Here is an 11,905-nt window from a genome sequence, read left to right as displayed (position 1 = left end):
CCGGATCATCATAATGGCTTATCGGCCTGATGGCGAGTGCTGCTTGATCCATCTCAAATGGACAACATAGGTTTGGCGCAGATCAATGCGCCTGACCACAGTTAGAGCTTACCGGCAAGTTGTCAAACATGCCAACACGAACCGCCACCGCCTCATATTTCTTAATGGAAACTATCTTCCTGGCGGCGCCGCCGGCCCCTTACGCCCACCAGCGCCAGCCCGGCGGCCAGCATGGCCCAGGTCGACGCTTCCGGCACCGGCGCCATGCTGGCGGCCGGATCGAGCCGCAGCATGCCGCACACGCCCAGCCCCTGATGGCAGCCGCTGGCGGCAATCTGCCCCAGGTCGTTGATGGCGCCGGCATCGGTCAGGTGCCAGCCGGAGGCCGGGTCGATCAGGCTGTTCAGATTGAACAGCGAGCCGCCCTCCCACAGCACCGCCTCGTTGATGTCCCAGCCCTGATAGGACAGCCCCACCACCTGGCCGGCATTGTTCATGCCGCGCGCCGCGCTGTCCATGCCGGACAAGGCGCCCAAATCGCTCATCACGCCGTTCACGTACAAAAAGGCATGGTCGCCCGCCTGCCCGCCCAAGGCCGAGCTGCCGGCGACGTGTCCGGCCTCGTTGATCGCGCTCGCGCTCGACCATTCGCCGCCCAGGGTGCCGAGGTCGCGCATGCGGCCCTGCTCGTACAAAAAGGCACGCGGGGTGTAAGGGCCGGCCAGCGCGGCCCAGCCGACGATTTGCCCGGCATTGTTGATGCCGTCGGCGTTGCTCGACTTGCCGCCCAGCGTGCCCAGGTCGGACACGCCGCCGCGCATGAAGCGCGCCGCGTGGAAATCCAGGCAGTCGCAGGGAATCGCGCCGACCGCGGTGCCGGCGTTGTTGATGGCGGAGGCGCCGCTTTCCCGCAGCGCCCAGGGCGTCAGGTTGGTTACCGTGGCGCCGCTGAACATGACCGCGTGGCTGATGCCATCCGGCGTCTTCGATTCGCCCACGATCTGGCGCGCCTCGTTGATGGCCTGCACCCGCGTGTACTGGCCGCCCAGGCTGCCCAGCTGCGTGGTGCGGCCGTCGGCGAACAGGTAGCCGCGCCACTCCTGGCCGGTCACATAGGTGCCGCCCACCACGTCGCCGCGGCTGTTGATGCCGGTCGCTTCGACATAGTCGAACTGGCCGGCCAGGATGGTGGTGATGCGGTAGCGCGGCGCTTGGGCGGCCAGCGCCGGCAGGCAGGCGGCGCACAGCAGCAGTGCGGGAAGGGAACGGGCAAGTTGACGCATAGGGCACCTCAGCATGAGCGGGGTTGCGGTCCCCGCAGGGATACCGGGCAACGCCAACAGCGGCGCCGCCATCGCTCAGCATGGTCGCGGCCGGGCACGCGGGCTTGCGCCGCCGCAAAAAGTTCCGCGCAGAATGCGGATCGCCTGCGCGCAATCAAGACGGCGGCAAGCAAATGCTGCTTCTCGGAAAGCATCGCGCCACGCGCGCGCGGCTGCCCGGCAACCAGTTGCAAAAAACGCTAAGATGATTTCCCGGCCACGCGCCAAGCCTGATCAAGAAAGCCCTGCCATGTTGAATCTGAAAGACCCTGCGCTGCTGCGGCAGCAATGTTTTATCGACGGCGAATGGTGCGATGCGAGCGATGCCGCCACCATCACGGTCACCAACCCGGCCACCGGCGAGACGCTCGGCACCGTGCCGCGCATGGGCCAGGATGACGCCGCGCGGGCGATTGCCGCCGCCAACGTGGCCTGGCCGGCCTGGCGCAAGAAAAGCGCGCGCGAACGCAGCGTCATCCTGCGCAAATGGAACGACCTGATGATCGAAAACGCCGACGACCTGGCCCTGATCATGACCGCCGAACAAGGCAAGCCGCTCACCGAATCGAAAGGCGAAATCGCCTACGCCGCCTCCTTCATCGAGTGGTTTGCCGAAGAAGGCAAGCGCATCGAGGGCGACACCCTGCAATCGCCATGGCCCGACCGCCGCCTGGTGGTGACCAAGGAGCCGATCGGCGTGTGCGCGGCGATTACGCCGTGGAATTTCCCGGCGGCGATGATCACGCGCAAGGTCGGTCCGGCCTTGGCGGCCGGCTGCCCGATGGTGGTCAAGCCGGCCGAGCTGACCCCGTTCTCGGCGCTGGCGCTGGCCGAACTGGCCGAGCGCGCCGGCGTGCCGAAGGGCGTGTTGAGCGTCATCACGGGCGACTCGAAGGCGATCGGCGCCGAGATGACAAGCAATCCGCTGGTGCGCAAACTCACCTTCACCGGCTCGACCCAGGTCGGCCGCGTGCTGATGGAGCAATGCGCGCCGACCATCAAGAAGCTGTCGCTGGAATTGGGCGGCAACGCGCCCTTCATCGTGTTCGACGATGCCGACCTCGATGCGGCGGTCGAAGGCGCGATTGCGTCCAAATACCGCAACGCCGGCCAGACCTGCGTGTGCGCCAACCGCCTGTATGTGCAGGATGGCGTGTACGAGCGCTTTGCCGAAAAACTGGTGGCGGCGGTGGCCAGGCTCAAGGTCGGCAACGGCCAGGACGTGGGCGTGACCCAGGGCCCGCTGATCGAAGAAAAAGCCGTGCTCAAGGTCGAGGAGCACATCGCCGACGCGCTCGCGAAAGGCGCGCGCCTGCTCACCGGCGGCAAGCGCCACGCGCTCGGCCACAGCTTCTTCGAGCCGACCGTGCTGGCCGACGTCACATCCAAGATGCAGGTGGCCACCGAAGAAACCTTCGGCCCGCTCGCGCCCCTGTTCCGCTTCGATACCGAGGACGATGTCATCGCCATGGCCAACGATACCGAGTTCGGGCTGGCGGCCTACTTTTACTCGCGCGACATCGGGCGCGTGTGGCGCGTGGCCGATGCCCTGGAAACCGGCATGGTGGGCGTGAACACCGGCCTGATTTCGACCGAGGTGGCGCCGTTCGGCGGCGTCAAGCAGTCGGGCCTGGGCCGCGAAGGCTCGCGCTACGGCATCGACGACTACCTGGTCATCAAGTACATCTGCATGGGCGGGCTGTAAGGCTGGCTGGCATTCCCGCCGGCTCAGTCCGGCGGGTATTCGTGGTATTTGCGCGCATCGCCGCGCACCTTATCGGCCGGGTATTTGGCCCGGTTGAGCACCATCTTTTCCTGCACCGCCGCGCCCAGGTCGACATCGAGCTGGTCCGCCAGCAACACCAGGTAGACCAGCACGTCGGCCATTTCGTGGCGCACCTGCACAAGTTTTTCCGCACCGAGTTCTTCCTGCGTGCCCGTCTTGAGCCACTGGAAATGTTCCAGCAGCTCGGCCGCTTCCACCGACAGCGCCGACGATAGATTCTTAGGCGTATGGAACTGGCCCCAGTCGCGTTCCTCGACAAAGGTGCGCGCCAGGGTCCGAATGGTGTCCAGCCGATGAATGTCCTGATTCAAATTATTACTCCATTAATATTTTCCACGCTTGGGCGGACGGGGCCGCGCCAGCAGTGTGTTGTTTCCTTGCAGCAAGTACGTACTTTCTTGTATTTACTTGCGCTAGGACAAGATAGTATTGCCGGACAGAGCGAGCGCCACGACGCGTCCCTGTGTTTTGTGCGGCCATGCCCCCGCCGCGACGCCACTCCATACGTTACCCCATTCGATCAAAGGAATTCACATGTTTTCACGTATGACCGTCGTTTCGCTGGCGCTGGCCGCCATCCTGCCATTGCCGGTGCAAGCCCAGGACCCGGCCGAGGCGCCAGCGCCGGCCGCGGCAGCAGCACCGGCGGCACCCGCCGCCCACGGCGCCCACGCCCCGCATGAGTGGACCTATTCCGGCAAGACCGGGCCGAAGCGCTGGGGCGGCATCAAGTCCGACTATGTGGTCTGCAAGACCGGTCACGCACAGTCGCCGATCGATATCCGCACCAACGCGACGACCAAGTCCACGCTCGCCCCGATCCTGTTCGAATACCAGCCGTCGCCTTTGAGGATCATCGATAACGGCCACACGGTGCAGGTCAATTATGCGCCGGGCAGCGGGATCTCGATCAGCGGCGTGCGCCATGAATTGCTGCAATTTCATTTCCATACGCCGAGCGAAGAGCGCATCAACGGCAAGCAGTATCCGCTGGGACTGCACCTGGTGCACAAGAACGCGGACAACAAGCTGGCCGTGGTCGCGGTGCTGTTCAAGCTGGGCAAGGAAAACCCGGCGCTGACAAATATCTTCAACAACCTGCCGAAGGAAGCCGAAGTCGAGCAGGCGGTCGATGGCGTGACCATCGACATGATGGGCATTTTGCCGCCGACCCAGGGTTATTACAACTTCCCCGGCTCGCTGACCACGCCGCCGTGCAGCGAAGAAGCGAACTGGTTCGTGCTGAAGACGCCGGTCGACATGTCGAAGGCGCAGCTGGCCCAGTTTCACAAGCTGTACAAGCACAACGCCCGTCCGGTGCAGCACCTGAACGGACGTGTGATCAAGGAAAACAACTAAACCGGGATCCCCGCCGCGAACCTGCTGGCGGGGCAATTGTCGGGCGTTTGAGCTCGATGAACGACATGTGTTTCGTTGACAAAAAGTTACTTAACAACCAAAATGGCCGCTCTGGCAATCTAATCAAGACTGGAGTCGCAGGCCATGGCAGTTCAATTTCATGCTGTTCCGATGACGGCGCGCTGCGTCGCGGCTGTCGTGGGCGGGTGCGCTGCCCTCCTGTTCAGCTCCACGGCCGCAGCTGCCGCACCGGCAGCCGCACCAGCACCAGCGTCAGCGGCACCGGTCTGGTACGGCTCGGCGCCGCTGCTCAAGCTGCTTGCGGGGACCTACGACGCCGACTGTACACAGGAACAGGTCAAGGTCGCGGATAGCAAGCGCCCCGGAGGCTCGATTCGCATTGCGGAGGACGGAACGTTCTCATCCGGGAAGATGAAAGGCGTCCTGCGGGACGATGTCTCCCTGCTGCGCAGCCTGGCTCCAGACGGGGCGCTCAAGCTCCAGGTAAACGCAAGCGACAACGACGTTCACCTTGCCATTGCCGGGAGCGAGCAAGGGAACATCTACATTGCCGTCATAGACGATCAGTTGGCGGTCCAATGTACGGTACCGGTGCCCAAACCTCTGCAGGCGCCCACGCTTTTCTCGCTGTACGGCCACGTGCTCGATGTCGAAATGGAACTCAGCTGCGTGACGAATGGCAGCAAGAAAAAGAAATACCCGATCACCTACCGCGTGCAACAGGGTGTGCTGCGCGTGTTCGATCAGGAATATGACCTAAAACAAGGCAACACCGAGATGATCATGTTGCACATGGGTGAGTATGGGTCGAAGAAATTTACCTATAACGCCAGGACGCGCGAGGATCACAATGTCGATATCGTCGTGGCGGAAGGTAAGTTCGCCGGTGTCAAAGTGACGAGAAACGACGGCAAATTCTACATGTGCCTGGCGCCTGGCCAGACACCCTGACCAGGGGAGGCGCGCGCCCCGCCGCGTTTATTCCTGATACTCGAGCAAGCGCGCCGCCAGTTTCGGCGCCAGTTCATCGGCGCCGCTCACGCTCATGCCCAGGTCGCGCAGCAAGCCGTCGTGCAGGCCGTACACCCAGCCGTGCACCGTCAGCGGCTGGCCGCGTTCCCAGGCATCCTGCACCACCGTGGTTTGCGCTGTGTTGACCACCTGCTCGGTCACGTTCAGCTCGCACAAGCGGTCGGCGCGCGCGCGCGACGGCAATACATCGCCCAGGTATTTTTCGTGCTTTTGCTGCACATCCTGCACATGGCGCAGCCAGTTGTCGGCCAGGCCCACGCGCTTGTTGATCATGGCCGCGTGCACGCCCGAGCAGCCGTAGTGCCCGCAAATGATGACGTGCTTGACCTTGAGCACGTCGATGGCGAACTGCAACACGGTCAGGCAGTTCAGGTCGGAATGCACCACCACGTTGGCGATATTGCGATGGACGAACAGTTCGCCCGGCGCCAGTCCCAGCAGCTCATTGGCCGGCACGCGGCTGTCGGAACAGCCGATCCACAGATACTCCGGCGACTGCTGGGCGGTCAGGGCCTTGAAGAAATTCTCATCCCGGGCCACCATCGCCGCAGCCCAGTCGCGGTTGCGTTTGAAGAGCGCGTCGATATCGTATTGTGCTTGAGTCATATCTGTCCTGTGTGTTCGAAAAAAAACCGCTGACAGGGCCGTGGGCCGAATTCAGCGGTTGAATGAATACGCGTGGCTAGGCCCGCCTTATTCGAAAAAATCTTTCACCTTGTCCATCCAGCCCTTGCTCTGCGGACTATGCTTGCCGCCGCCTTCGACCGTCAGGCGCTCGAATTCGCGCAGCAGGTCTTTTTGCTTGTCGGTCAGCTTGACCGGCGTTTCGACCGCCACGTGGCAGAACAGGTCACCCGGATAGCCGGAACGCATGCCCTTGATGCCCTTCGCTTTCAGGCGGAACGTGCGGCCCGATTGCGTGCCTTCAGGAATCGCAAACGAGACCTTGCCGGACAGGGTAGGCACTTCGATTTCGCCGCCCAGGGTTGCCTTGACGAATGAGATCGGCATTTCGCAATGCAGGTCGTCGCCTTCGCGGTTGAACACCGAGTGCGGCTTGACCCGTACTTCGATCAACAGGTCGCCCGGCGGCCCGCCGTTGGTGCCCGGCTGGCCGAGTCCCTTGTAACGGATGCTGACGCCGCTTTCGATACCGGCCGGAATACTGACTTCCTGGATCTTCTGGCGCTTGATCATGCCTTCGCCGCCGCACGGCGCGCACGGTTCGGCAATGATCTTGCCGCTGCCCTGGCAACGCGAGCAGGTTTGCTGGATGCTGAAGAAGCCTTGCTGCACGCGCGTCTGGCCGTGGCCGCCGCACTGGGTGCAGGTGACCGGCGAGGTGCCCGGCTTGGCGCCGCTGCCGTGGCAGGTTTCGCACTTGTCCCAGCTCGGGATGCGCAATTCCTGGGTGTGGCCGTGCGCCGCCTGCTCGAGCGTGATCTCGAAGCCCATGCGCATGTCGGCGCCGCGGTACACCTGCGGGCCGGAACTGCGCCCGCGGCCGCCGCCGCCGAAAATGTCGCCGAAGATATCGCCGAAGCTGTCCGGGAAACCACCGGCGCCGCCGCCGAAGCCGCCACCGCCGCCGCCACCCATGTTCGGATCGACACCCGCGTGACCATAGCGGTCGTACGCTTCGCGCTTCTCCGGATTGGTCAGCATTTCGTACGCTTCTTTGACTTCCTTGAACTTCTCTTCCGATTCCTTACTGTCCGGATTGCGGTCCGGATGGTATTTCATCGCAAGCTTGCGATACGACTTCTTGATTTCTTCTTCAGAAGCATTCTTGGCGACCCCGAGGATCTGATAAAAATCACGCTTTGCCATTTGTCGGCACCTTGCTGTCTAGCTACTACGCTACTGTTTATGCAAAAAAACCGAGCCGCGGGAGGGCTCGGCTTGTCGTCGCCTTTGCTCGATTTGGCGCGGGCTGCTCTGCAGCAGCCCGCACCTTGCACCGGCATCAATTACTTGGCGTCTTTGACTTCCTTGAAGTCGGCGTCGATCACGTCGTCCTGGGCAGGCTTGCCTTCAGCGCCGCCTGCCTGCTGGCCGGCGTCAGCGCCGCCGGCAGCTTGCTGCGCCTGCTGGTCGGCGTACATCTTCTCGCCCAGCTTTTGCGACGCAGCCGACAGTTTTTCGATCTTGGCATCGATCTCGGCCTTGTCGCCGGACTTGATCGCGCCTTCGACGTCGGTGATCGCCGCGTCAATGGCTTCTTTCTCGCCAGCGTCGAGCTTGTCGCCGTATTCGGTCAGCGACTTGCGGGTCGAGTGCACCAGGTTATCGGCCTGGTTGCGCGATTCGGCCAGTTCCTTGACCTTCTTGTCTTCTTCGGCGTTGACTTCGGCGTCTTTCACCATTTTCTGGATTTCGGCTTCGGTCAGGCCGGAGTTGGCCTTGATCGTGATCTTGTTCTCTTTGCCGGTGGCCTTGTCTTTCGCGCCGACGTGCAAAATGCCGTTGGCGTCGATGTCGAAGGTCACTTCGATCTGCGGCGTGCCGCGCGATGCCGGCGGGATGCCTTCGAGGTTGAATTCGCCCAGGCCCTTGTTGCCGGCCGCGATTTCACGCTCGCCCTGGAACACCTTGATCGTCACCGCAGGCTGGTTGTCTTCGGCGGTCGAAAACACCTGGCTGAACTTGGTCGGGATCGTGGTGTTCTTGTGGATCATCTTGGTCATCACGCCGCCCATGGTTTCGATACCCAGCGACAGCGGGGTCACGTCCAGCAGCAGCAAGTCCTTGCGCTCGCCCGACAGCACGGCGCCCTGGATGGCGGCGCCGACAGCGACGGCTTCATCCGGATTGACGTCCTTGCGCGGCTCCTTGCCGAAGAATTCCTTGACCTTTTCCTGCACCTTCGGCATACGGGTCATGCCGCCGACCAGGATGATGTCGTCGATGTCGGACACTTTGACGCCGGCATCCTTGATCGCCATCTTGCATGGCTCGATGGTGGCCGCGATCAGTTCCTCGACCAGCGATTCGAGCTTGGCGCGGGTCATTTTCAGGTTCAGGTGGACCGGCGCGCCGTTCGCCATGGCGATGTACGGCTCGTTGATTTCGGTCTGCTGCGAGGACGACAGTTCGATCTTGGCGCGCTCGGCCGAGGCCTTGATGCGCTGCAGGGCGATCGGATCTTTTTTCAGGTCCAGGCCGTTGATCTTCTTGAATTCGTCGATGATGTAATCGATGATGCGCTGGTCGAAGTCTTCGCCGCCGAGGAAAGTGTCGCCGTTGGTGGACAGCACTTCGAACTGCTTTTCGCCATCGACATCGGCGATTTCGATGATCGAGACGTCGAACGTGCCGCCGCCCAGGTCATACACGGCGATCTTGCGGTCGCCCTTGTCGGTTTTGTCGAGGCCGAACGCCAGCGCTGCCGCGGTTGGCTCGTTGATGATGCGCTTGACGTCGAGACCGGCGATACGGCCGGCGTCTTTGGTGGCCTGGCGCTGCGAATCGTTGAAGTACGCAGGCACGGTGATGACCGCTTCGGTCACTTCTTCGCCGAGGTAGTCTTCAGCGGTTTTTTTCATTTTGCGCAGGACTTCAGCGGAGATTTGCTGAGCCGCCAGTTTTTTGTCGCGCACGCCGATCCATGCATCGCCGTTGTCGGCTTTGATGATCGAATATGGCATCAGGCCGATATCTTTCTGCACTTCTTTTTCGTCGAACTTACGGCCGATCAGGCGCTTGACCGCGAACAACGTGTTCTTCGGATTGGTGACGGCCTGGCGCTTGGCCGGTGCGCCAACGAGGATTTCGCCATCTTCTTGGTAAGCAATAATGGAAGGCGTCGTACGCGCGCCTTCTGCGTTCTCGATTACCTTTGGCTGACCGTTTTCCATGATGGCCACGCAAGAGTTCGTCGTGCCAAGGTCAATACCGATAATTCTGCCCATGATTTTTTCCTTTTAATTACTTAGTTTCAGATGACTTGAATATGTGGAAAAACTGCGTGCTTTCAAGACCTTGCAAGAGAGCACACCGTATTTATTTTGCTTGCGCTGCGGTAACGATGGCTGGACGCAACAAACGGTCGGCGATCATATAGCCTTTTTGCAGCACGCTGACCACGGTATTGGCTTCCTGCTCGGCCGGGACCACGGCCACGGCCTGGTGCTTCATCGGATCGAGCTTGTCGCCCTGGGCCGGCAGCACTTCGACCAGCTTGTTCTTCTCGAACGCCGAGGTCAGCTGCTTGAGGGTCATTTCGACGCCTTCCTTCAGCGACTCGATCGATGGCGACTCGACCTTGAGCGCCATTTCGAGGCTGTCGCGCACCGGCACCATGGCTTCGGCGAAGCTTTCGATGGCGAATTTGTGCGCCTTGTTGACGTCTTCCTGGGCGCGCCGGCGGATGTTCTCGCCTTCGGCCTTGGCACGCATGAAGGCGTCGTGCATCTCGGCCAGTTTGGCTTCGGTGGCGCTGAGCTGCTCTTCGAGGCTCGGCTCGCCATTTACCGGCGCGGCGGCCTGGACGGATTCGTCGGACGGTTGCGACACTTCTGGATTTTCTTGCTCTTGCATCGGAAAAGCTCCTGGAATCAATGACTTAACTAATTGTTTGAGGTGTCTTGCTAGCCACATAGGGACCCAGATGGGGCTATAACCTACATTTTCAAGGGGAATCCTACAGCGTTGCTTTTTAGTGCAATGTTACAAATATTACCAATGAGGGGATTCTTTTCGCGGCGGCCCGGACTACCATGAAGTCATCCAGCTCGCATGCGCGTGCATCGCCCGCGCAAAGCTGTTTCAGGGAGTTCGACATGAAGTTGCCGTTGATTGCCGCCAGCGTTGTTGCCTACACCGTGCTCGCGCTGGCCTGGATCTGCTACGCCGGTCTGAGTGTGCACGGAACGCTATTTTAACAGGCGGCAAATAGCGCCTGTCAATGCCGCACGGCGGTAGGCCGGCGGTAGGCAGAGCGGCAGGGGCGGCGGGCGGTCAGCTTGCGCCCAGTTTCAGTGCGTGGCGGCGGCCCGTTTCCTTGTCCTGCTTCTCGGCTTCGCGCTGGGCCGGCGTGGCTTTCGTATCCCATCCCAGCATGTGCTGCTCGGTAATATCGGCCAGGCCGGCGATCCAGCCGGGCGACTCGTTCAGGCACGGGATGTAGTGGAATTCACGGCCGCCGGCGGTCTCGAAGTCGTGCTTCGCTTCCATGGCGATCTCTTCCAGCGTTTCCAGGCAGTCGCTGGTAAAGCCGGGGCAGATCAGGTCGACGCGCTTCTGGCCATCCTTCGCCATCTGCACCAGGGTCGGCGCCGTATACGGCTGCAGCCACTCGGCCTTGCCGAAGCGCGACTGGAAGGTGACCAGGTATTGCTCGGATGACAGGCCCAGCCTGGTCGCCAGCAGGCGCGCCGTCTTGTAGCACTCGCAGTGGTAGGGGTCGCCCAGCATCAGGGTGCGTTTCGGCACGCCGTGGAAGCTCATCACCAGCTTGTCGCCGCGCCCGTTCACTTTCCAGTGCGCCAGCACGGTATCGCGCAGGGCGTCGATGTAGCCATCCTTGTCGTGATAGTGCTTGATCATGCGCAGTTCCGGTACGTTGCGCACGCCCGCGTAATGGGCGAACACGGCGTCGCTGATCGAGCCGGTGGTGGTGCCCGAGTACTGCGGATAGGCCGGCAGGATGGCGATGCGCTCGCAGTTCTCGGCCTTGAGCTGGTCCAGCACTTCCGGCAGCGACGGCGAGCCGTAGCGCATCGCCATCACCACTTTCACCGAATCATGACCGCGCTCGCCCAGCAGGCCGCGCAGCAGGATGGCTTGCTTCTGGGTGTGGACTTTGAGGGGGGAGCCTTCCTTGGTCCAGATCGACGCGTATTTCGCGGCCGATTTGCTGGAGCGAAATGGCAGTATGATGAGATGCAAGATCATCCACCAGATGGCGCGCGGAATTTCGACCACGCGCGGATCGGACAGGAATTCCTTCAGGTAACGCCGCACGGCCTGCGTGGTCGGCGCGTCGGGCGTGCCCAGGTTGACCAGCACCACGGCGTTGCGGGTCGGGGTGCCGTGGGCGAAGGGGGGTTCTTTGCGGAAGGACATGGAGTCGGCGATCGTGAGCGGAAGAGCCGATATTATAGGGTTCTGCGTTAAACCCCAGCATTATTTACGCGGGTTGAACCGGTTTTAAGACCGCGTGACCCGGTAGGACCACCAGCCTCAGATACGTCGTCCCCGCGCAGGCGGGGATCCATAGCACTTTCGCTAATCGTAGGTGCTATGGGTTCCCGCCTGCGCGCTATGCTATGCCCACATTTTTGCAAGTTTCCAGCCGTGCACCATGCTGTCGAAGCGCTGTAGCCCATGCAGCATGGTGATCGGTCCCGGTTTTGCTTCGCTGGCATAGCCGGTCCATCCTCCT

General features: G+C 61.9%; 11 protein-coding genes. 4 read left to right on the top strand and 7 right to left on the bottom strand.

What is annotated here, in order from left to right; genetic code table 11:
* Positions 1 to 161: 161 nt before the first annotated feature.
* On the bottom strand, positions 162 to 1,283 hold the full coding sequence (locus F1609_RS31550) for a PEP-CTERM sorting domain-containing protein (RefSeq protein ID WP_167081473.1): 1,122 nt from the start codon (positions 1,281 to 1,283) through the stop codon (positions 162 to 164).
* A 289-nt stretch (positions 1,284 to 1,572) separates the two neighbouring features.
* Here F1609_RS31550 and gabD point away from each other — a divergent pair, with 289 nt between their 5' ends.
* Entirely contained in the window at positions 1,573 to 3,027 is a 1,455-nt protein-coding gene (gabD, locus tag F1609_RS31545; protein ID WP_167081471.1) for an NADP-dependent succinate-semialdehyde dehydrogenase, read from the top strand.
* A gap of 23 nt (positions 3,028 to 3,050) precedes the next feature.
* Here the strand turns inward: gabD and F1609_RS31540 are convergent, their stop codons facing one another.
* Positions 3,051 to 3,419 carry a nucleotide pyrophosphohydrolase gene (locus F1609_RS31540; protein ID WP_167081469.1) on the bottom strand — a complete coding sequence of 123 codons (369 nt, stop codon included), beginning with the start codon at positions 3,417 to 3,419 and terminating at the stop codon, positions 3,051 to 3,053.
* Positions 3,420 to 3,642: 223 nt separating this feature from the next.
* Between F1609_RS31540 and F1609_RS31535 the strand changes: the two genes are divergently transcribed.
* Complete coding sequence (locus F1609_RS31535) at positions 3,643 to 4,467, top strand: carbonic anhydrase (RefSeq protein ID WP_229422168.1); 825 nt, start codon at positions 3,643 to 3,645, stop codon at positions 4,465 to 4,467.
* A gap of 144 nt (positions 4,468 to 4,611) precedes the next feature.
* Entirely contained in the window at positions 4,612 to 5,439 is an 828-nt protein-coding gene (locus F1609_RS31530) for a hypothetical protein (RefSeq protein WP_167081467.1), read from the top strand.
* Between the two features lie 27 nt (positions 5,440 to 5,466).
* On the opposite strand, the gene can is transcribed toward F1609_RS31530, so the two are convergent.
* The 4 genes from can to grpE all read right to left on the bottom strand — a co-directional run bounded on the left by can (position 5,467) and on the right by grpE (position 10,059).
* Entirely contained in the window at positions 5,467 to 6,126 is a 660-nt protein-coding gene (can, locus tag F1609_RS31525) for a carbonate dehydratase (RefSeq protein ID WP_166880165.1), read from the bottom strand.
* 87 nt (positions 6,127 to 6,213) lie between these two features.
* Positions 6,214 to 7,350 carry a molecular chaperone DnaJ gene (dnaJ, locus tag F1609_RS31520; protein ID WP_167081465.1) on the bottom strand — a complete coding sequence of 379 codons (1,137 nt, stop codon included), beginning with the start codon at positions 7,348 to 7,350 and terminating at the stop codon, positions 6,214 to 6,216.
* A 140-nt stretch (positions 7,351 to 7,490) separates the two neighbouring features.
* Entirely contained in the window at positions 7,491 to 9,431 is a 1,941-nt protein-coding gene (gene dnaK / locus F1609_RS31515; RefSeq protein ID WP_167081463.1) for a molecular chaperone DnaK, read from the bottom strand.
* A 91-nt stretch (positions 9,432 to 9,522) separates the two neighbouring features.
* Positions 9,523 to 10,059: a nucleotide exchange factor GrpE gene (grpE, locus tag F1609_RS31510; protein ID WP_167081461.1), complete on the bottom strand. Its 537-nt coding sequence runs from the start codon at positions 10,057 to 10,059 to the stop codon at positions 9,523 to 9,525.
* 179 nt (positions 10,060 to 10,238) lie between these two features.
* On the opposite strand from grpE, the gene F1609_RS31505 reads away from it, so the two are divergent.
* Complete coding sequence (locus F1609_RS31505; RefSeq protein WP_167081457.1) at positions 10,239 to 10,403, top strand: hypothetical protein; 165 nt, start codon at positions 10,239 to 10,241, stop codon at positions 10,401 to 10,403.
* 76 nt (positions 10,404 to 10,479) lie between these two features.
* Here the strand turns inward: F1609_RS31505 and hemH are convergent, their stop codons facing one another.
* The gene (hemH, locus tag F1609_RS31500; protein ID WP_167081459.1) at positions 10,480 to 11,586 is read right to left on the bottom strand and encodes a ferrochelatase; all 1,107 of its coding nucleotides are present in this window, start codon (positions 11,584 to 11,586) and stop codon (positions 10,480 to 10,482) included.
* Between the last annotated feature and the right edge of the window lie 319 nt (positions 11,587 to 11,905).

Source organism: Massilia aquatica, assembly GCF_011682045.1.
In the GTDB taxonomy this organism is placed as follows: domain Bacteria; phylum Pseudomonadota; class Gammaproteobacteria; order Burkholderiales; family Burkholderiaceae_D; genus Telluria_A; species Telluria_A aquatica.
This window is presented reverse-complemented; position numbering and strand designations above follow the sequence as displayed.